We start from the raw sequence: 19,929 nt of genomic DNA, 5'->3' as shown, positions 1-19,929 counted from the left end.
CCGGACTAGGCTGTCGGGAGTGTCCGCCGACGCCCGTCGTCGGCATGTCCCGCCGGCGCCCGGCACTCCTGCTCGCCGGAGCCAGCACCTACCCCCGAGGAGCACAGCAGATGACAGCCCGCGCACAGATCGGCGTCACCGGACTCGCGGTCATGGGCCGCAACCTGGCCCGCAACTTCGCTCGTCACGGCTACACGGTCGCGGTGCACAACCGCTCCTTCGCCAAGACCCAGTCGCTCGTCGCCGACCACGGCGACGACGGCGACTTCGTCCCGTCCGAGTCGATGGCCGACTTCGTCGCCTCGCTCGAGCGTCCCCGCAAGGTCGTCATCATGGTCAAGGCCGGCGGCCCGACGGACGCCGTCATCGCCGAGCTGGTCCCGCTCCTCGAGCAGGGCGACATCATCATCGACGCCGGCAACGCGCACTTCCCCGACACGCGCCGCCGCGAGGCCGAGCTCAAGGAGAAGGGCCTGCACTTCGTGGGCACCGGTGTCTCCGGCGGCGAGGAGGGCGCGCTCAACGGCCCCAGCATCATGCCCGGTGGCGCCCCGGAGTCGTACGAGACCCTCGGCCCCATCCTCGAGGACATCTCGGCCAAGGTCGACGGCGTGCCCTGCTGCACCTACGTCGGTCCCGACGGCGCGGGCCACTTCGTGAAGATGGTCCACAACGGCATCGAGTACGCCGACATGCAGCTCATCGCCGAGGCGTACGACCTGCTCAAGCAGGGCCTCGGAGCCTCGGCCCAGGAGATCGGCCAGATCTTCGCCGAGTGGAACAAGGGCGACCTCGAGTCGTTCCTCATCGAGATCACGGCCGACGTGCTCCAGCACGTCGACGCCGAGACCGGCAAGGCGTTCGTCGACATCATCCTCGACCGTGCCGAGCAGAAGGGCACGGGCCGCTGGACGGTCCAGAACGCGCTCGACCTGGGCGTCCCGATCACGGGCATCGCCGAGGCCACGTTCGCGCGTGCGCTGTCCGGCTCGGTGCCCCAGCGCTCGGCCGCGGTCGGCGTGCTGCCGGCCGACGCGGGCCAGTGGGAGATCACGGACCGTGACGCGTTCATCGAGGACGTGCGCCGTGCGCTGTACTCGTCGAAGGTCGTCGCGTACTCGCAGGGCTTCGACCAGATCGCCGCGGCCTCCGAGGAGTTCGGCTGGGGCATCGACCGCGGTGCCATGGCCCGCATCTGGCGCGGGGGCTGCATCATCCGCGCCCGCTTCCTCAACCGCATCACCGAGGCCTACGAGCGCGACGAGAACCTCGCGCTGCTCCTGGCCGACCCGTACTTCACGCAGACCGTCGGCGAGGGCGTGTCCTCGTGGCGTCGCGTGGTGTCCCAGGCCGCGCTCAACGGCGTGCCCACGCCCGCGTTCTCGTCCTCGCTCGCGTACTACGACGGGGTGCGCGCCGAGCGCCTGCCCGCGGCCCTCATCCAGGCCCAGCGCGACTTCTTCGGCGCCCACACCTACCACCGCGTCGACAAGGAGGGCGTGTTCCACACCGAGTGGTCCGGCGACCGCAGCGAGTCCAACGCATGACGGGGACTTCTCTCCCCGATCTCCTGCCTGTCGGCGTCGGTGGTGACATCGGCGTCTATGCGATGGTCCGCGCGTTCCACGAGCAGTACGGGACCGACGCCCTCGTGATCTCGAGCGTCGCCACGCGCGCCATGGCCGACTCGTCGTTCGTCACGAACGTCGTGACGCCCGGCATCGACGACCCCGAGGTCCTCGTCGCCGCGCTCGAGCGCGTCGCCGCCCAGCACCCGGGCAAGACGCTCGTGCTGCTCACGAACGCCGACTGGTTCGTCCGGTCGATCGTCGAGAACCGCGCGCGGCTCGAGGACAAGTACGTCATGTCCTACTGCACGCTCGAGGTCCTCGAGCAGGTCTCGAGCAAGGAGGGCTTCGCGGAGGTCTGCGACCGGCTCGGCATCCCCACGCCGCGCACGGTCGCGGTCAGCGTGCCCCAGCTCGTCGCGGACGGCGGGCTCGCGGCGATCCCCGCGCTGCGCGTCGACCTCGAGTTCCCGGTCGTCGCCAAGCCGTCCTCGAGCGCGGACTACCACTACGTCTCGTTCCCGGGCAAGCGCAAGATCCACCACGTCGACTCGCGCGCCGAGCTCGACGAGCTGCTCGGGCACCTCGTCACCGCGGGGTACCCCGGGACGTTCCTCGTCCAGGAGTTCATCCCGGGCGACGAGACGCAGATGCGCTCGCTCACGGCCTACCGGGACACGCGGGGCGTGATCACCCTGCTCGCCACGGGCCGGGTGCTCCTCGAGGAGCACACCCCGGGCACGCTGGGCATCCCCGCGGCGATCCTCACGGAGCCGTACGAGGACGCCATGGAGGCCGCGAGCCGGTTCCTCGACAACGTCGGGTACACCGGGTTCGCCAACTTCGACTACAAGCTGGACCCCCGCACGGGTCGGCACGTGTACTTCGAGGTGAACCCGCGCATCGGTCGCAACAACTACTACGTGACCGCGGCCGGGGCCAACATCGCTTGCGCGCTCGTCGAGGACCGGGTCCTCGGCAGGTCGATCGAGCCCCTGCTGGCCACGAAGGAGGTCCTGTACTCGGTGGTGCCGTTCCGGCTCCTGCTCAAGTACATCCTGGACCCCTCGTTGCGGATCCGGCTGCAGGCGGTCAAGGACCGCGGCGACGCGGTGAACCCCCTGAAGTACTCGAAGGATGGGGGGCTCAAGAGGCGACTGGTCGTCGAGGCGATGACCCAGAACTTCTACCGCAAGTACAAGAAGCACTACCCGGAACCGACCACGACGGGCTACTGAGACCGTCGGTGCCGACCGCACCGACCTTCTCCGCACCCTGACGAGCGGGCCGGACAGCACGAGGGGCCGTCACCACCTGGTGGTGACGGCCCCTCGTCGTCGTGCTCGCCGCGTCTTCCGGTGCGGCTGCGGCCTGCGGGAAGGTCAGCCCAGCTCGCTGGTGCCCGAGTACAGGTGCAGCACGGGCACGTGCAGCGCCTCGCGGGCACGCGACGCCCAGTCCTGGTGGAACGTGTCCTCGACCGCGTGCGGGTAGGTCACGATCGCGATCTCGCGGACGTCGCCCGCGGCGACCGCAGCGCGCAGCGCGGGCAGCGGGTCGTCCTCGGTCACGGCGCCCTCGGCCTCGCGGCCCGCGGCCCGGAGCTCTGCGACGCTCGCGTCGAGCTGCTCCTGCGCGGTGGCCGTGGCCTGGGCGCGCGACGGCTCCTTGCCGAGCACCTCGTCCCATGCCTCCTTGAGCTCTCCCACGCTGAGGTGGTCGATGATCGCGGAGACGACGTTGCGCTCGGTGTCGGCGGGCACCAGGACCCGGTAGGCGAGGGTCTCGTCGGGGTGGAGGGACAGGATGTGCTCCACGTCCACGGCGGCGAGGGTGTCTTCGGTCAGGACGAGGATGGTGTCGGTCACAGGCCCAGAGTAGTCAACGTTCTCAGCGCAGCGCCCATCGGGCGGCCAGCGTCCCGCCCGCGTGCAGCAGGTGCTCGAGCCGAGGACGGACCGGATCGGCGCTCGCGGGCATCTCGCCACCCGCCGTGGGACCGGTGGCAGCACCCGGGACGAGGGGCGGCAGGCCGGCCACGATCCGGCCCGGCCCCGGGCCCACGAGCACCGGGGTCGTGGTCACGCACAGCTCGTCGAGCAGGTCGGCGGCGAGCAGGTCCGCGAGCAGGTGCGGACCCCCCTCGCACAGCACCCGGGTCAGCCCCCGTTCCGTCAGCGCGGCGAGACCGGCCCGCAGGTCGGGTCCGGGCGTGGGGGAGGGGAGGTCCTGGGGGGTGCGGGGCGCACCCGCGTGCGTGTCGTCGTCGGGCCCGACGACGAGGATGCGGTCCGCCGGCACGCTCGCCCGGGCGATGCCCGCCCCGTGCTCGTCCGTGATGACGAACGGCGGGCGCGCGCCCCCGGCCAGCGACGCGGGCAGGTGGCCGCTGCGCGTGACGACCGCGAGCTCGAGCGGCCCGCGCCCCGCGCGCAGGTGCTCGAGCCCGCGCGGGACGTCGAGCGCGGTGTAGCCCTCGGCCCGTGCCGTACCCGCCCCCACGAGCACGACGTCCGCGAGGGCCCGCAGCACCCGGAAGACGCGCCAGTCGGCCGCGTCGTTGATGGTGCCCGAGCGGTGGTCCGGACCCCAGGCGCCGCCGTCGACGCTCGAGACCATGTTCGCGCGCACGTGCAGGCCCGGCGGGGACGCGTAGAACGCCGCGAGCTCCTCCTCTCGGGGCGTGACCTCGAGCCGGGTCCCGGCGAGGTGCCCCGCGCCGCCCGGGCCGATCAGCACGTCCAGCGCAGGGAGGGACGGGGCAGGGGGCGATGGGGTGACGTCCGACACAGCGCTCATCCCGCCAGGCTAGTGCGCGTAGGCTGGATCCTCGTGACTGCTGCGCCTCCCGATCTCGCCGGGACCCCGTCGAACTCGTCGAACCCGCCCCGTACCGCCGCCTCGCCCGCACCGGGCACGGCGAGCCTGCCGGGCGCGGGCGCCGAGGGCACGGCGCGCGTGCGGGCGCTCGCGGACATCCGGCCCGTCGTGCCGCCCACGCGGCTGCTCGCGGACCTCGTTCCCCCGCGCCACTTCGCCGACGCGCGCTTCGCGACGTACCGCGCGAACCCGGCCTACCCGAGCCAGGCGTCGACGGTCGCCCGTCTCGAGGAGGTCGGTGCGCAGCTCGCCCCGAGCACGTCCGGCAGGGGCGTGCGCGGCCTGTTCGCCAAGCGCAAGGCCGTGCCTGCGATCTACATGGACGGCGGGTTCGGTGTCGGCAAGACCCACCTGCTGACCTCGCTCGCGCACGCGGTGGGCCCCGACGCGGCCTACGGGACGTTCGTCGAGTACACCAACCTCGTGGGGGCCCTGGGCTTCCAGGCCACGGTCGACGCGCTCGCGACCAAGCGGCTGGTCTGCATCGACGAGTTCGAGCTCGACGACCCGGGCGACACCGTCCTCATGTCCCGGCTCCTGCGCGAGCTCGCGGACCGGGGCGTCGCGCTCGCCGCGACGTCCAACACGCTGCCCGGCTCGCTGGGCGAGGGGCGCTTCGCGGCCGAGGACTTCCTGCGCGAGATCCAGGCCATGGCGGCCCGGTTCGAGGTCATGCGGGTCGACGGCGAGGACTACCGCCACCGCGCGGTCGTGACCGAGACGCAGCCCCTGCCCGCGGAGGTCGCCGCGCAGGTCGCGGCGAGCCACCCGGGCGCGACGCTCGACTCCCTCGACGACGTGCTCGACCACCTCCGGCACGTGCACCCCAGCAAGTACGGCGCGATGCTCGACGACGTCACGCTCGTCGCGCTCACGGGGGTCCACCCCGTGACCGAGCAGTCGGCCGCGCTGCGGCTCGTGGTGCTCGTCGACCGCCTCTACGACCGCGACGTGCCGGTCCTGCTCGCGGGCGGCCCGGGCGAAGGAGCAGGGAGCGGCGGCGCGGAGGCCGCGATGTTCACCGAGGAGATGCTGCGCGGCGGCTACCGCAAGAAGTACTTCCGGGCACTGTCCCGGCTGGGCTCGCTCGCCGAGGACGGACGCGCCCTCACGCGGACTCCAGCCGCCTGAGCTCGGTCGCGACGTCGAAGTCGGCGGGCGGCCACCCCAGGTCCAGGCGTCGCAGCGCGTCGAGCACGAGCTCGGAGACCGCGAGCCGTGAGAACCACTTGGAGTCGGCCGGCACGACGTGCCACGGGGCGATCTCGGTGTTCGTCCGGTCGATCACGGCCTGGTACGCCTCCTGGTACGCGGGCCACTTCTTGCGTGCGTCGATGTCGCCCGGGTTGTACTTCCAGTGCTTCTCGGGGCGCTCCAGCCGGTCGCGCAGCCGAGCCTTCTGCTCGTCGAGGGACACGAAGAGGGCGACCTTGACGATCGTCGTGCCGCCCGCGACGAGCTCCTGCTCGAACGCGTTGATCTCCTCGTAGCGCGCCTCCCAGACGTCCGGCGGGACCAGCTCGTCGACACGGGCCACCAGGACGTCCTCGTAGTGCGAGCGGTCGAAGACCCCGAGGTACCCGGGGTCCGGCAGCGCGCGGCGGATGCGCCACAGGTAGTCGTGCTCGCGCTCCTCCGCGGTCGGGACCCCGAACGACGTGTGCTGGACGCCCTGCGGGTCCACCAGGCCGATCACGTGCCGCACGATCCCGCCCTTGCCCGACGTGTCCATGCCCTGCAGGACGAGCAGGACGGACCGGCTGCCGCCGCTGCGGCCCTCGGCGAACAGGCGTTCCTGGAGGTCGGAGAGCTCGTCGGCGTGCGCGTCGAGCAACCGCTCGGCCTGCTTGCGCCCCTGGGACCACCCGGGGGTCGAGGCGCGGTCGAACGACGCGAGGTCGAACCCGCGCGGTGCGCGCAGCGACTCGACGGGCGGCACGTCCCAGCCGGCGACCTTCTTGGCGCCGGACCGGGCCGTGGTGTCCTCGGGCGCTGATGCGGGGCCGGCCGAGCCGGACGAGTGCTTTCCCATGCGGGTGAGGCTAGTCACCTCGAGGTCAGGACGACAGCCGAACGACCCGCGACACGCACGGACGACTCGTCGACGGGGGCCGGCGCGAGGGGCTCGAGATCATGGCGCGCGCTCGCGTGGTCGGGCCGGGAGCGGGCGGCGGTGCCGGCAGTGCCGCGGGTGTCGGCGGTGCCGGGACGGGCCGCAGGGGCGACACTGCTGGGCGTGCCGGCAGGGCTGGGAGCGTCTGCAGGCTCGCTCGGTGACGACCACCGGGCGGCCACGCTCCAGGCGCGACGGGACGAGGGGAGCAGCGCGGTCCGTGGGTGCGGACCCACGTTGACGACCGTGACGACGTTCCCGCGCTGGACGAGCACGACGCCCCCCGGACCCCGGCGCACGATGAGGACCGCGTCGTCCCGCACGGCGCGCCGCAGGCGCAGGAGCGTGCTGGTCCAGGCGCGCAGGCGGTCGGTCGCGGGCTCCTCGAGGCGGGGGACGAACGCCGAGGCGAGGAGCAGCGCGGTCACGATCGCCTGCCCGTCCTCGTCGACGCGTTCTGTGGACTCGAGGCCGAGCATGATCTGCGCGGCATCTGGCATGGTCAGGATCCTGCTCAGGGCGTTGAACCACGTGGCGTCACCCTCGCGGGCGCCCGCGACCAGGGCGTGGAACGACCGCTCGAGGCCACGGACCCACAGGGTGCCCAGTCCCCGGCCTCCCTGCTCGGCCGGGACGAGCAGCCGGGGCTCCGCGGTCTCGCACTCGCCCACGAGCCGGACGGGGCGCCCGTGTGCGAGCGACGCGGCGTCCGCCGTCCGCGCGACCTCGACCAGGAGGTGCACGGGCGAGGCGTCGGCGAGGTCCTGGACCCTGGCGATGCGCAGCGCGTCGACGTGGAAGTCGTCGAACCACCGTTCGGCGCTGTCGACGACCCAGTCGTGGACCTCCCTGCTGCCGGCCCGGTCGAGGTTGATCCGGCGCCCCGAGGGCAGGTCTGCCGGCACGTCGGCGGCCGGCTCGTCCCGCAGGGGGAGCGAGGGCAGAGGAGAGCCGGGCGTGCGCCGCCGGGTCCGCAGCGGCGCCAGGTAGGGGGCGTAGGCCTCGAGGAAGGCCGCCCCGGGGGCGGCGCGGTGGTAGGCGACCCCGAGCGAGACGCCGATCCCGTGCGCGTGGGCCGCGTCGACGAACCGCTGGAGCGCGCGCGGGCCGCCGATCTCCTCGCACACCGTGTAGAGATGGGGGCACAGCACGCCCGCGACCGACCCGATCGTCCGCAGCTCGACGACCGCGACGCCCAGCGCCGACAACGCGTCGAGTCGCGCGGCGGCTGCATCGAGCGTGCCCTCGGGGGTGAACGTCGTGACGTCGACGTCGAGGACCGCGCCCCGCGCGTCGGGCCCCTGCCACGCCTCGTCGGACCAGTCGAACGCCGGGTCGAACGAGCGGCTCCAGCCGAGCAGGCCGTGCGGCTGGCGCGGGCTGCGCGGGTCGGGCAGCGGTGGGCCGCCGTCGATCGAGAACGCGTAGTCGGTGCCCGGCGCGAGCTCGTCGTCGGCTCCCCACCAGTTGGGCACGTGCATCCCGACCAGGCGCAGGGGGCGGCGCTCGGGCTCTGCGGCTGCCCCGGGAGCGGCGTCGGTCCCTGCGCTGTCCTCGTCGTGCGGTGCCCTGCGGGGCAGGACGACCTCGATCGTGCGGGCGCGCGGGGCCCAGACGACGGGACGCGGCCCGGGGACGGGGATCATGGGGGCGTCGTCGGGCGGCTTGGCGGTGTTGCGGTAGCGCGAGGTCATCCGGCGTGCGCCTCTCCCTGGGCTCGCACGAGCAGGACCGTGGCGAACGACGAGACCGTGAGGTGGTCGCCCGCGCGGTACGTCAGTGGCTCCGGCTCGGCCCCGTCCGCCGTGCTGACGAGCGTGCGCCACGTCGCACCGTAGGCCGCGACGGGCAGCGTGAAGTCGAGCGCGCGGTCCGAGGCGTTGAGCAGCAGCAGGAACGAGTCGTCGACGATGGGCTCCCCGCGCCGGTCCCGCTCGGGCAGGTCGTCCCCGCCCAGGAACACCATGACGGACTGCGCGTACCCCTGGTTCCAGTCGGTCGAGTCCATGCGGCTGCCCGAGAGGTCGAACCAGTCGATGTCCGGGATCTCGCCGTCGGGTGTGCCCGCAGGGCCCTGGAAGAAGCGACGCCGGTGCAGCAGCGGGTGCGCGCGCCGGATCTCGACCATGCGGCGGGCGAAGTCCAGGAGGCTGCTGCGCTCCTCGTCGAGCCCGTCCGCGCCTCCCCAGTCCATCCACGTGATCTCGTTGTCCTGGCAGTACCCGTTGTTGTTGCCGCGCTGGGTGCGGCCGATCTCGTCGCCGTGGGAGAGCATGGGGACGCCCTGGGAGAGCAGGAGCGTCGCGAGGAAGTTGCGGCGCTGACGCGCCCGCAGCGCGCGGACCTCGGGGTCGTCGGTGGGGCCCTCGACGCCGCAGTTCCACGAGCGGTTGTGGTTCTCGCCGTCGGCCCCGCCCTCGCCGTTGGCCTCGTTGTGCTTCTCGTCGTACGACACCAGGTCCGTCAGCGTGAAGCCGTCGTGGGCCGTGACGAAGTTGATCGACGCGATGGGCTTGCGGCCCGAGTGCTCGTACAGGTCCGAGGAGCCCGTCAGGCGGCTCGCGAACTCGGGCAGCATGGCGGGCTCCCCGCGCCAGAAGTCGCGCACGGTGTCGCGGTAGCGGCCGTTCCACTCGGTCCACAGGGGAGGGAACCCGCCGACCTGGTAGCCGCCGTCGCCCAGGTCCCAGGGCTCGGCGATGAGCTTGACCTGGGACACGACCGGGTCCTGCTGGACGATGTCGAAGAACGCCGAGAGCCGGTCCACCTCGTGGAACTGGCGCGCGAGCGTCGCGGCGAGGTCGAAGCGGAACCCGTCGACGTGCATCTCGGTGACCCAGTACCGCAACGAGTCCATGATGAGCTGGAGCACGTGGGGCGAGCGCATGAGCAGCGAGTTGCCCGTGCCCGTCGTGTCGAAGTAGTGGGCCTCGTCGCCGTCGACGAGCCGGTAGTACGCGGCGTTGTCGATCCCGCGGAACGACAGCGTGGGACCCAGGTGGTTGCCCTCTGCCGTGTGGTTGTAGACCACGTCGAGGATCACCTCGATGTCGGCCTCGTGGAGCGCCTTGACCATGGCCTTGAACTCCATGACCTGCTGCCCGCGCGTGCCGTACGCGGTGTAGCCGTTGTGGGGAGCGAAGAAGCCGATGGTGTTGTAGCCCCAGTAGTTCGACAGCCCCTTGGCGACAAGGCTCGGGTCGTTGACGAACTGGTGCACCGGCATGAGCTCGACGGCCGTGACGCCCAGGGCGCGCAGGTGCTCGACGACGGCCGGGTGGGCCATGCCCGCGTACGTCCCGCGCAGCTCGTCGGGCACGTCGGGGTGGAGCATGGTCATGCCCCGCACGTGGGCCTCGTAGATGACCGAGTCGTGGTAGTCGTGCTGGGGCGGGCGGTCGTGGCCCCAGTCGAAGAAGGGGTTGACGACGACCGAGAGCATGGTGTGCCCGAGCGAGTCCTCGGTGTTGCTCGGCGAGGGCGGGGCCGGGGGCTCCCCGGAGGACTCGTGCGGCTCGTCGTCGGTGCCGTCGGGCGAGCTGCCCTCGGACCCGCCGGCGACCGCCCCGAGGGCGCCGCCCGTCGCGGCCTGCACGGCCGGCGTCTCGCCGAACCGGTAGGAGAACAGGGACTCGTCGCCGTCGACCTGCCCGTCGATCGCCTTGGCGTACGGGTCGACCAGGAGCTTCGCAGGGTTGCACCGGTGGCCTGCGGCCGGGTCGTACGGGCCGTGCACCCGGTAGCCGTAGCGCACGCCGGGGCCCAGGCCCGGCAGGTAGACGTGCCACACGTGGGCGTCGACGTCCTCGAGCAGGACGCGCGTCTCGCGGGGGCGACCCTCCTCGTCGAGGTCGTCGCCGATCAGGCACAGCTCGACCTTCTCGGCGACCTCCGAGAAGAGGGCGAAGTTCGTCCCCGTCCCGTCGAACGTCGCGCCCAACGGATACGGTCGGCCCGGCCAGGTCTGCATGGGTCGACCCTTTCATCCCGGGCGCCCGTTGTCGCCCACGGCACGCCCCGACGTTCAGGAAGGGGCGCTCGCGGAGGGGGTGCCAGGGCCGTCCGGAGGCACGTCGGCGCCCGACGACGTCGCGCGCCCCGGGGTCGTCGTCTCCGGTGGGTGGGGTGCGCGCCCCGCGACCTCCACCGCGTCGATCGTGCTCACGACCCTGCCCTGGGCCTCGAGCTCGCGGAACCAGTCCGAGGCGCGCAGCCGCGGCTCGAGCGCCGGCGCGACCCCGGTGAGGAACAGCCGGCAGCCGTTCTCGGCCAGCTCGTCGTCGAGGTCCTCGAGCTCGTCGACGACCGTCGAGGACACCCAGTCCATGGCGCTCACCTCGAGCACGACGGTCCGGGCGCTCGCGGCCCGGACGAGCTGTGCCGTGCGCTCGACCGTGGGGCGCACGTTGGCCGTGTAGAGCATGCCGCGGAGCCGGAGCACGAGGAGGCCGGTGCCCGTGCTCGTGTCTGTGGGGCCCGGGTCGCTCGTGGGATCCGTGGTGCCGGCGGCGTGCGAGACGCCGCCCGCCGTCGGGGCGTCGTGCTGCAGCGGCTCGTCCGGCGAGGGCTCCCACCCTCCCGGGCCGTGCCGCAGGACCTCGACCTGGGGGCGGTCGAGGTCGCGCAGCACGATGAAGAGCGTCATGAGCACGCCCGCGGCCACTCCCGCGAGGAGCCCGGAGAGGAGCCCGACGAGAGTGGTCGCGACCGCGATCCACAGCTCGGACATGTCGAAGCGTGTCAGGGCCCGGAACTCTCGCACGTCCACGAGCCCGAGCGTGGCCACGAGAACGACCGCACCGAGCGTCGCCTCGGGCATGTGGTCGAGCACGGGGGCGAGGAAGATGGCCACGAGGACCGCGAGCAGCGCGGTCACGACGCTCACGACCTGGCTCCGCGCCCCGGCGCGCTGGGCGACCGCGGACTGGGAGAAGCCGCCCGCGGCAGGGATGACGGCCGTGAACCCGCCGACGAGGCTCGCCGCCCCGACGGCGAGCAGCTCCTGGTCGGGGTCGATGCGCGGGTCCTTGCGGTTGCGGACCTCGCGGGCGACCGCGACGGACTCGAGGAAGGCCATGATGGCGATGGCAGCGGCCGCGGGCAGCAGGTGGGGCGCGTCGCCGAGCCGGGGGAGGACGATCGCGGGCAGACCGGCAGGGATCGGGGAGACGAGGCTCACGCCGCGGTCGGTGATGCCGCCGAACGTCGCGGCGAGGATGCCGCCCGTCACGACGATCAGGGGGGCGGGGAGCCGGGGCCAGACCCTGCTGACGAGGACGAGGGCTGCGAGCGAGACGACCGAGAGGAGCACGGTCGTCCCGTTGACGTCCGAGAACGCGCGGAAGGCTGCGCGGAGCTCGGGGACGAACCCGTGCCCGTGGAGCGTCTCGCGCGCCCCGAGGAGCTTGGGGACCTGCCCGACCGCGACGGTCAGCCCGACGCTCGCCTTGATGCCCGTGAGCGTCGCGTGGCTGATGTTCTGCACGAGCGAGCCCAGCCGCAGGACGCGCGCGACGAGCAGCATGACACCGACCAGGACCGTGAGGGTCGCGAGCGCCCGGATCCGCGCCTCGGAGTCACCACCGCCGCTGACGGTCGAGAGGCCGACGAGGGACGTCGCGACGAGGGTCGCGATGGTCGAGGTGGTCGACATGCTCAGCGCGCGCGATCCGCCCAGGGCCGCGTAGACGACCATCGGGAGCATGCACGTGTAGAGCCCGTACTGGACGGGCAGGTCGGCGATCGTCGCGTACGCCATGGCCTGGGGGACCACGACGGCGCCGGCCGTGAGGCCGGCGAGCACGTCGGTACGCAGCGACGCGATGCGGTAGCCGTGCAGGGTGGGGAAGAGGCCCCAGGGGGCCCGGGGAGACGCCGGGGCAGCCATGGCCCGAGTATCGCCCGGGGGGAGCGCGAGCGCGCCTCGGGGCACGACGGCGGAGCTGCGTCGCTCTTCCCGTGCACAAATAGTGTGCCAAGCGCGGATCTCGTCCGGATCGCTCGAAGCTTGCGACTCACCGACCAGCCGTGACGGGTGATCTCGCCGCCGCAGCTCTGTCCTGGTCGGCGCGGAGCCGTGCGTGGGGCCGTGGGACCTGCTAGACCAGGGGTATGAGCAGCACGAGCGAGGACCGCGCCCTTGACGCGGTCGACCTGAACGAGAGCGACGTCTCGTCCGCACGCATCTCCCCGCGTTCCCGGCTGACCCTGGAACAGGAGGCAGAGGCCGACGTCCGCGAGGGCGGGGACGCCTCCAAGGCTCCGCAGTCGCTCGCCGACGAGGAGCGGCGGGCCACCGACGGGATGTCGAGCGGGCGGTCGTGGGACGACCCGGACGAACTCTGACGGGCTTCTGACGGGCTTCTGACGGCACGTCGGACCGTGAGTCGGTCGTGCCGGTCGACTGTTAGCCGAGCGTCGGCAGCCGGTCCTGGTCCACGGCGACGAGTCGCGGCATGCCGGCAGGCGCGACCTTGCTCAGCGCGACGTAGCGCGCCTCGGCCCGGTGCAGCCGGATGTGCTCGTCGAGCGACCAGTCCGGCCCGTTGGTGAGCTGCATGCCGCACGAGCAGTCGATCGTCACCCGGCCGTCGGCGACCCGTCGGACATGGCCGATCGTGACGTGCGAGGTGCGGGCCTCGGCCTTGGCGCGGCGCATCGAGGCGCTGACGGGTTCGTTGGCGGGGGAGTCCACCCGACGAGCCTAGACGCTCGCGCGGGACGTGAGGTGAACGAGGGCGTCGCGCACGAGGTTCCCTGGGCCGGTGCGCCGTGGACCGGCCTCAGTGCTCGTGGACGAGGCCCAGCTCGTGCGCTCGTTCGTGCGCGGCCTCGGCGGCCTCGCGTGCAGCGATCCTGGCCCGGACCTCGGCCCGGCGCAGCGGGGGGACCGTGCTCGGTGGCTGACGGCGCTCGGGCAGCTCGGCGAGCAGCCGTGTGACGGTCGCGGCGATCTCGGCGACGGCCGTGTCGATGGGCGCACGGGTCGCTGCGCTGACGCTCTGGACCCCGGCGACCTTGCGGACGAACTGCAAGGCCGCCGCCTGGATCTCCTCGTCGGTGGCGGGTGGTTCGAGCCCTCGCAGGGCGGTGATGTTGCGGCACATGCTCCCGACGCTACGTGCGACCCGCCACCGCGACAAGGGACGGGTCGCGTCGCACGCGATCCCTCGAACGGCTCGGCGTGAGTCGAGAAGTACTCGTCGTCGTGCTCGGCGAGCTCCGGGGCCCGAGGGGGGTATGACAAAAGGCCGTCCCGGGTGGGACGGCCTTCGTGGTGGTGGGCGATACTGGGATCGAACCAGTGACCTCTTCCGTGTCAGGGAAGCGCGCTACCGCTGCGCCAATCGCCCAGGGCTGTTCTGCGAGAGAACAGCACAAGGGATACTGCCTTGCTGAGAGGTGGAGATGGGATTCGAACCCACGTGCACGGCTTTGCAGGCCGCTGCCTCGCCTCTCGGCCACTCCACCAGGGACTCGAACCCGACAAGTCCGAAGACTTGTCCGAGCGGACGACGGGATTCGAACCCGCGACCCTCACCTTGGCAAGGTGATGCTCTACCACTGAGCCACGTCCGCACTGCCGAACCTCGCCCGGATCTCTCCGGCGTTTTTCGGCGCGTCACAGACTCTAGCCGAAAGATGGGGCAAGAGTCCAAATCGCCCCAGGTCAGTGCGTTGCGCGGCCGGGGCGGGGGTCGTGGGACGTGGCGAGAGCGAGGGGGGCCGACCTGAGGGCCCCGGGCGGTCGCGTGTCGGGCGTCGCGTGGCCGGCGAGCGAGCGGGCGTACTCGGTTGCGCCAGGGTCGGCGTGATCTCGGGGGCTCCCGATGTCCGTGCCCGCGTCGTGGGGCTGCTGCTCGAGCTGGGTCGAGAGCGTGTCGACGAGGGCAAGGGGCGCGAGCCCGTGGATGGATCGAAGGTCACCGATCGGAACGGCGAAGGCCCCGAGAACCCGACGTCGGAAGGGGCCGTGGTCACGCGGCCGCCCGTGGCGCCGCTGGCGCCGCGGCCTGCTCGTGCGGTCCCTGTGCTGGTGGCGTGTCGTGCTGGCCCGCATCGGGCGCGCGTGGTCGGGCCCGTGGGGTGGGGGGCGGTGCTGTGCCCGCGTCGCACGGGAATGACAAAAGGCCGTCCCGGGTGGGACGGCCTTCGTGGTGGTGGGCGATACTGGGATCGAACCAGTGACCTCTTCCGTGTCAGGGAAGCGCGCTACCGCTGCGCCAATCGCCCAGGGCTGTTCTGCGAGAGAACAGCACAAGGGGTACTGCCTTGCTGAGAGGTGGAGATGGGATTCGAACCCACGTGCACGGCTTTGCAGGCCGCTGCCTCGCCTCTCGGCCACTCCACCAGGGACTCGAACCCGACAAGTCCGAAGACTTGTCCGAGCGGACGACGGGATTCGAACCCGCGACCCTCACCTTGGCAAGGTGATGCTCTACCACTGAGCCACGTCCGCACTGCCGAACCTCGCCCGGATCTCTCCGGCGTTTTTCGGCGCGTCACAGACTTTAGTAGACGAGAGCGCTGGGCGTCCAACCGGACCAGGGCCCGCACGCGGCTCGGTAGCGTTGTGGGGTGCCAGCACTCCGAACCAGATTCCCCAGGACCCGCGCCGTTCCGCGGTTTCCTGACGCCCCGTCGGCTCGGATCGAGGTGGCGGAATGAGGCGCGGGTCACGCTCTCGAGCGGCGCAGGGTGTCTCGGAGGCGCCCGACGCGCAGCGCTCTGACCTGCGCGGGGACGGATCTGACCCCGCGCTGGGCGGACCTGGCGTGGCGCCGGCGGCCGGTCCCGAGGGGAACCAGGACTCCGACGCGCGCGGGTTCGCGTCGTTCTCCGGCCGCCAGGCTCTCGGGGCCGTCGAGTGCATCGACCTCGCGGTCGACGCCGCCCGTCTCGCCGAAGGGCTGTGGTTCGTCGTCGCCGACTTCGAGGACCCCGCGCACGGGGGGCGGGCGCGGGCATGGCGCTTCGCCGACCACGAGGCACGCGACCACGGGGCGACCGGAGAAGACCTCCCGGCGCGCGTGGCGCCGTCGGACCGCGAGGGCGCGTGGCGCGGGCCCCACCCCGACACCTGGCGCAGCTCGCTGTCCCGCGACGAGTACCAGGCCGCCGTGGCGGCCGTCCGCCACGCGGTGCACGAGGGGGACGTCTACCAGGCCAACATCTGCCGCGTGCTGGCCGCCCCCCTGCCCGCGGGCGACCGCGAGCCCGACGCGCGGGCGCTCGCCCGGATTCTCGCCGCGGGCAACCCCGCCCCCTACGCGGGCGCGATCCACGTGCCCGCGGCGAGCGGGATCGAACCCGTGTGGGTCGTGACGGCCTCGCCCGAGCTGTACCTGCGGCTCGAGGGCGGCGTGCTGTCGTCGGGCCCCATCAAGGGGACCGCAGCCACCGCGGACGGGCTGCGCGAGAAGGACCGCACCGAGAACGTCATGATCACGGACCTCGTGCGCAACGACCTGCAACGCGTGAGCGCACCCGGCTCGGTCGAGGTCACCGACCTCCTGGCCGTCGAGGCGCACCCCGGACTCGTGCACCTGGTCTCGCGCGTGCAGGGGCACGTGGAGGTCGCCCGGGACGCCCCTGGTGGGCTGTGGGGGCAGGTGCTCGAGGCCACGTTCCCGCCCGCCTCGGTGTCGGGGGCGCCCAAGTCCTCGGCGCTGCGGATCATCTCCGAGCTCGAGCGTGGGCCGCGCGGCCCCTACTGCGGGGTGGTCGGCTGGGTCGACGGCGACACGGGCGAGGCCGAGCTGGCCGTCGGCATCCGGACGTTCTGGTGGGCCGACGACGAGCTGAGGTTCGGGACCGGGGCAGGCATCACGTGGGGCAGCGACCCCGTCGAGGAGTGGGAGGAGACCGAGCTCAAGGCCGCGCGGCTCGTCGCGCTCGCCTCGGGCGAGGCTGCGGCAGACTGAGGTCATGTCGATCGTCGTGTGGGTGGATGGGTCCTTCGTCGAGCCGCGGGAGCGGGCGCTGAGCGCGCTCGACCACGGGGTGACCGTGGGGGACGGGATCTTCGAGACGTGCGCCGTGTACGGCGGGCAGGCGTTCGCGCTGACCCGCCACCTGCGGCGACTGGGCCGGTCCGCGGCGGGCATGGGCCTGCCCGCGCCCGACGAGGCGCGCATCCGCGACGGCGTCGCGCAGGTCCTGGCCGCCGCAGGGGAGGGCTCGGGGCGCCTGCGCATCACGGTCACGGGCGGGTTCGGGCCCATGGGGTCGGGGCGTGAGGACGGTGAGGAGACCATCGTGATCGCCGCGGGTCCCGCGTCGCCCGGCCCGACCTCGCGGGCCGTGCGCTCGCCCTGGGTGCGCAACGAGCGCTCGGCCGTGGCCGGGCTCAAGACGACCTCGTACGCCGAGAACGTGGTCGCGCTCGCCGACGCGGTCGCGCGCGGGGGAGACGAGGCGATCCTCGCCAACACCGTGGGCGAGCTGTGCGAGGGCACGGGGGCCAACGTGCTCGTCGAGGTCGGCGGTGAGCTCCTGACGCCCCCGCTGTCGTCGGGCTGTCTCGCGGGCATCACGCGCGAGCTCCTCCTCGAGTGGGCCGCGGAGGACGGGCTGCCCGTCCGCGAGGCCGCGCTCCCCTTCTCGGTCCTCGACCGGGTCGTGGCTCCAGGGCCCGACGACGGAGCCTCCTCCGGCGTGGGCCTCGCCCTCGCGGGGAGCGTGCGCAACATCCAGCCCGTGGTCGCGCTCGACGGCGTCGCGGTTCGAGCCGGTGAGCTGTCGCTCGCGGCGCGTGAGCTGTTCGACCGCCGGCGGCGGGAGCGCATGGACCCGTGACGGGGTCGTGAGCGCGATGCTGGGGTGAGGTCACGCGCCGGTGGGCGGCCTGCCGGAGGTCGACTGCCCGCCCGCTCCGGGCGTGCCCGCGGACCGTGAGAAGCTGCTGGGGCCCGGAAACAGGCCGTTGCGAGACCGGCGGCGCTACGCTGGGGGAGTCCCGTCGAGGCGGGCTGGGAGGCCGGTCCGGAGGCCAGTTCGCGATCTGGGTCGAAATACGGCTAATATCTTCCAGGACGCACGGCCCGACCGAGAGGTTGAGTCGCAGCGGGCGATTGGCGCAGTGGTAGCGCGCTTCGTTCACACCGAAGAGGTCACTGGTTCGAACCCAGTATCGCCCACCGAAAGAGAAGGCCCCTGACCAGCGGAAACGCTGCTCAGGGGCCTTCTGCGTCGTGTGACGTACGAGTCGCGTGCAGAAGGTTCGGTCCGGAAGCCCGACGGGCGACTCCCGAGCCCTGGTGGGAGACGCGGTCAGGCCGCGGCGGGTGCGAGCGACTGCTCGGCGCGCTCTGCTTTGCCTGTGACGAGCCCACGATCGATCGCTCGCCGGGACACGAGCCACATCACGACCGCGACCAGGAGCACGGCCGACTCGGAGACGGTCAGTGACCAGACGATGCCCGAGAGCCCGAACCAGAGGTTCCCGAGGATCACGATCGGGATGAAGAGCACGCCCTGCGCCAACGAGATCACGATCGCCGGGGTGGCGCGCCCCGTGGCCTGGAAGAGCGAGGTGAGGAGTCCGGTGAACCCGTTCATGACCATCGCGACGAGCTGTGCCGTGAGGATCGTGACGCCGATCGCGAGCGTCGACGGGTCGGCCGAGAAGGCCGAGAACAGTGGCTCACGGAAGGCGAGCACGGTCGCCGCCGAGACCAGGGAGATACCGCCCACCGCGAGCGCGGAGACGCGCACGGCCGAGCGGAGACGGCGCCGGTCCCCCTTGCCGTACGCGTAGGCGAGCAGCGGGAGGACACCGAGCGTGATGCCCATGACGAGGAACTCGGGCACCTGGGCGATGCGGACCGCGACCCCCATGGCCCCGAGCGCGCTGTCACCGTAGGCGACGGCGAGGTTGTTGAGCACCAGGGACGTGACGATCAGGAAGGAGGCCTGGAGCAGCTCGCTCACGCCCACGCCGAAGACGGGCTTGAGCACGGCGGGGGAGAGTGTGAACCACCGTGGAGCGAGGCTCATGTGCTGGCTGTTGCGGTGCAGCCAGCGGACGAAGTAGGCGACGAGGCCGAGGTTCGACAGGCCCATCGCGAGGGCCGCGCCGGCGACGCCCTGGTGCAGCACGAGGATGAGCAGGACGTCGAGCACGACGTTCGCGACCGTGGAACCGACGAGCCCGATCATGACCTGACGGGCGGCGCCCTCGGCGCGGACGAGCTGTTCGAGGCAGAACGCCGCGGTCAGCACCGGCACGAAGGCGAGCATGACGCCCACGTACGAGCTCGTCGCGGGGACGGCGGCGGCATCCGCGCCGAGGAGCGACACGAGAGGGTTCAGCAGGAGCAGGCCGAGGCCGCCGAACACCGCCCCGGCGACCACCGACCCCCAGACGGCGAACGACGAGACGTGCTTGATCTCGCCCGCCGTCGCGGGATCGCGGTCCACCGCGCCGAGCATCCGGGAGACGAGCGCGCCGCCGCCGACGCCGAACACGCCGCCGATCGCCATGACGAGCCCGAGCAACGGCGTGCCGAGCGTGATCGCGGCGAGGAGAGCGCTGTCGTGCAGCGAGCCGATGAATCCGGCGTTGATGACGTTGTAGACGGCGCCGACGATCATCGCGGCCGCCATGGGCACGCACAGGTGCACCAGGGCGCGGACGATGGGCGCGGAGGCGAGGTACCAGTGGTTGGTGCCGACGTCGTCCGTCGTCATCGTGGGGTCTAGGGTGTTCGAGCTCATGACGGCTCCATTCGGGCAGGTTCGATGGCGCGGCGGCGGACGCCGACGCGGCGAGGTGGGGCTGGTCGATCTGTGAGGTGGGGCGGCGGCGCCCTCGTGGCTACGAGCGAGTGGGCTGCGGCAGCTCCGCGGTGATCTTCGTGAGCAGGGTGAGCAAAGTGGCCCGCTCCTCGGGGGTCAGCGGGGCGAGGATCGTCTCGTCGGCCTCGGCCATCGCGACGTCGAAGCCGGCGATGAGCTCGGTTCCCGCCGGAGTGGCGAAGACACGCTTGCGGCGTTCGTCACCGCTCTGCGTGCGGCGCTCGATCAGGCCGCGGCGCTCGAGCCCCTGCAGGAGGCTCGAGACGCTCGCGGCGCTCGTGCGGCTGACCTCTGCGATGTCGCGCTGTATCGCCCCCGGGTTCTGCACGAGGTACCCGAGCACGAAGGCCTGCTCGTGGCTGAGGTCGCGCTCGCGGATCCAGTCCTCGCCGACCTTGCGCTGCGCCCATCCGATCCACCGGACCAGCTCGAGACTGCTGGAGAGTCTGATGCCCTGTTCGCTCATGGTTAGAACACTAACTGTTTGATCTCTAACCGTCAACCATCGAACTGATGGCTCGTACGCTTCCCGCCACCGGGCCCGACGGCGGCGACCTCCCTGACGAACGG

General features: G+C 72.3%; 16 protein-coding genes and 7 tRNA genes. 7 read left to right on the top strand and 16 right to left on the bottom strand.

Annotation, left to right across the window (positions count from 1 at the left end; all coding sequences use genetic code 11):
* Nucleotides 1–110: 110 nt before the first annotated feature.
* Both gndA and ACIPWA_RS10070 read left to right on the top strand, forming a co-directional pair.
* Nucleotides 111–1,547, top strand: a complete 1,437-nt coding sequence (gene gndA / locus ACIPWA_RS10075; protein ID WP_056650090.1) for an NADP-dependent phosphogluconate dehydrogenase — start codon at nt 111–113, stop codon at nt 1,545–1,547.
* Nucleotides 1,544–2,806, top strand: coding sequence for a carboxylate--amine ligase (locus ACIPWA_RS10070; protein WP_400289869.1), 1,263 nt, complete (start codon nt 1,544–1,546; stop codon nt 2,804–2,806). Before gndA ends, ACIPWA_RS10070 begins: the two co-directional genes overlap by 4 nt.
* 144 nt (nt 2,807–2,950) lie before the next feature.
* Here the strand turns inward: ACIPWA_RS10070 and ACIPWA_RS10065 are convergent, their stop codons facing one another.
* A complete protein-coding gene (locus ACIPWA_RS10065) occupies nt 2,951–3,436 on the bottom strand; it encodes a hypothetical protein (protein ID WP_400289868.1) in 486 nt (161 codons plus the stop codon).
* A 22-nt stretch (nt 3,437–3,458) separates the two neighbouring features.
* Nucleotides 3,459–4,367: a dihydrofolate reductase family protein gene (locus ACIPWA_RS10060; RefSeq protein WP_400289867.1), complete on the bottom strand. Its 909-nt coding sequence runs from the start codon at nt 4,365–4,367 to the stop codon at nt 3,459–3,461.
* 126 nt (nt 4,368–4,493) lie between these two features.
* Between ACIPWA_RS10060 and zapE the strand changes: the two genes are divergently transcribed.
* The gene (gene zapE / locus ACIPWA_RS10055; protein ID WP_400290726.1) at nt 4,494–5,579 is read left to right on the top strand and encodes a cell division protein ZapE; all 1,086 of its coding nucleotides are present in this window, start codon (nt 4,494–4,496) and stop codon (nt 5,577–5,579) included.
* Here zapE and ACIPWA_RS10050 read toward each other — a convergent pair.
* Genes ACIPWA_RS10050 through ACIPWA_RS10035 form a run of 4 tightly spaced genes read right to left on the bottom strand, consistent with a single transcriptional unit; the run spans nt 5,557 to nt 12,448 of the window.
* Nucleotides 5,557–6,480: a polyphosphate kinase 2 family protein gene (locus tag ACIPWA_RS10050; RefSeq protein ID WP_082618419.1), complete on the bottom strand. Its 924-nt coding sequence runs from the start codon at nt 6,478–6,480 to the stop codon at nt 5,557–5,559. The genes zapE and ACIPWA_RS10050 overlap by 23 nt on opposite strands.
* 14 nt (nt 6,481–6,494) lie before the next feature.
* Nucleotides 6,495–8,255, bottom strand: coding sequence for an alpha-amylase family protein (locus tag ACIPWA_RS10045; protein WP_068706625.1), 1,761 nt, complete (start codon nt 8,253–8,255; stop codon nt 6,495–6,497).
* Nucleotides 8,252–10,531 carry a glycogen debranching protein GlgX gene (glgX, locus tag ACIPWA_RS10040; RefSeq protein ID WP_400289865.1) on the bottom strand — a complete coding sequence of 760 codons (2,280 nt, stop codon included), beginning with the start codon at nt 10,529–10,531 and terminating at the stop codon, nt 8,252–8,254. The genes ACIPWA_RS10045 and glgX overlap by 4 nt, the downstream gene beginning before the upstream one ends.
* 54 nt (nt 10,532–10,585) lie before the next feature.
* Nucleotides 10,586–12,448 (bottom strand): SulP family inorganic anion transporter, encoded by a 1,863-nt coding sequence (locus ACIPWA_RS10035; protein ID WP_400289863.1) that lies wholly within the window; start codon nt 12,446–12,448, stop codon nt 10,586–10,588.
* 224 nt (nt 12,449–12,672) lie between these two features.
* Between ACIPWA_RS10035 and ACIPWA_RS10030 the strand changes: the two genes are divergently transcribed.
* Complete coding sequence (locus tag ACIPWA_RS10030; RefSeq protein ID WP_056650073.1) at nt 12,673–12,906, top strand: hypothetical protein; 234 nt, start codon at nt 12,673–12,675, stop codon at nt 12,904–12,906.
* Nucleotides 12,907–12,967: 61 nt separating this feature from the next.
* On the opposite strand, the gene ACIPWA_RS10025 is transcribed toward ACIPWA_RS10030, so the two are convergent.
* From ACIPWA_RS10025 to ACIPWA_RS09990, 8 genes are all read right to left on the bottom strand, one after another.
* On the bottom strand, nt 12,968–13,255 hold the full coding sequence (locus ACIPWA_RS10025; protein ID WP_322788314.1) for a hypothetical protein: 288 nt from the start codon (nt 13,253–13,255) through the stop codon (nt 12,968–12,970).
* Nucleotides 13,256–13,343: 88 nt separating this feature from the next.
* Nucleotides 13,344–13,667, bottom strand: a complete 324-nt coding sequence (locus ACIPWA_RS10020) for a DUF2277 domain-containing protein (protein WP_068627485.1) — start codon at nt 13,665–13,667, stop codon at nt 13,344–13,346.
* A gap of 171 nt (nt 13,668–13,838) precedes the next feature.
* Nucleotides 13,839–13,913 (bottom strand) — tRNA-Val (locus ACIPWA_RS10015).
* Between the two features lie 47 nt (nt 13,914–13,960).
* Nucleotides 13,961–14,031 (bottom strand) — tRNA-Cys (locus ACIPWA_RS10010).
* 36 nt (nt 14,032–14,067) lie between these two features.
* A tRNA-Gly gene (locus tag ACIPWA_RS10005) sits at nt 14,068–14,139 on the bottom strand.
* 579 nt (nt 14,140–14,718) lie between these two features.
* Nucleotides 14,719–14,793 (bottom strand) — tRNA-Val (locus ACIPWA_RS10000).
* 47 nt (nt 14,794–14,840) lie between these two features.
* Nucleotides 14,841–14,911: transfer RNA gene (locus ACIPWA_RS09995), tRNA-Cys, on the bottom strand.
* 36 nt (nt 14,912–14,947) lie between these two features.
* A tRNA-Gly gene (locus ACIPWA_RS09990) sits at nt 14,948–15,019 on the bottom strand.
* Between the two features lie 205 nt (nt 15,020–15,224).
* On the opposite strand from ACIPWA_RS09990, the gene ACIPWA_RS09985 reads away from it, so the two are divergent.
* The 3 genes from ACIPWA_RS09985 to ACIPWA_RS09975 all read left to right on the top strand — a co-directional run bounded on the left by ACIPWA_RS09985 (nt 15,225) and on the right by ACIPWA_RS09975 (nt 17,699).
* On the top strand, nt 15,225–16,484 hold the full coding sequence (locus tag ACIPWA_RS09985; protein ID WP_400289859.1) for a chorismate-binding protein: 1,260 nt from the start codon (nt 15,225–15,227) through the stop codon (nt 16,482–16,484).
* A 4-nt stretch (nt 16,485–16,488) separates the two neighbouring features.
* Nucleotides 16,489–17,358 (top strand): aminotransferase class IV, encoded by an 870-nt coding sequence (locus tag ACIPWA_RS09980; RefSeq protein WP_400289854.1) that lies wholly within the window; start codon nt 16,489–16,491, stop codon nt 17,356–17,358.
* Between the two features lie 269 nt (nt 17,359–17,627).
* Nucleotides 17,628–17,699: transfer RNA gene (locus tag ACIPWA_RS09975), tRNA-Val, on the top strand.
* Between the two features lie 133 nt (nt 17,700–17,832).
* Here ACIPWA_RS09975 and ACIPWA_RS09970 read toward each other — a convergent pair.
* Nucleotides 17,833–19,278 carry an MATE family efflux transporter gene (locus tag ACIPWA_RS09970; RefSeq protein ID WP_400289852.1) on the bottom strand — a complete coding sequence of 482 codons (1,446 nt, stop codon included), beginning with the start codon at nt 19,276–19,278 and terminating at the stop codon, nt 17,833–17,835.
* 100 nt (nt 19,279–19,378) lie between these two features.
* Nucleotides 19,379–19,825: a MarR family winged helix-turn-helix transcriptional regulator gene (locus tag ACIPWA_RS09965; RefSeq protein ID WP_400289849.1), complete on the bottom strand. Its 447-nt coding sequence runs from the start codon at nt 19,823–19,825 to the stop codon at nt 19,379–19,381.
* Between the last annotated feature and the right edge of the window lie 104 nt (nt 19,826–19,929).

Origin of the sequence: Oerskovia enterophila, from assembly GCF_044748475.1 — a bacterium.
In the GTDB taxonomy this organism is placed as follows: domain Bacteria; phylum Actinomycetota; class Actinomycetes; order Actinomycetales; family Cellulomonadaceae; genus Oerskovia; species Oerskovia enterophila.
Note: the sequence above shows the minus strand (reverse complement) of the source record. Positions and strands in the feature narration are given on the sequence as shown.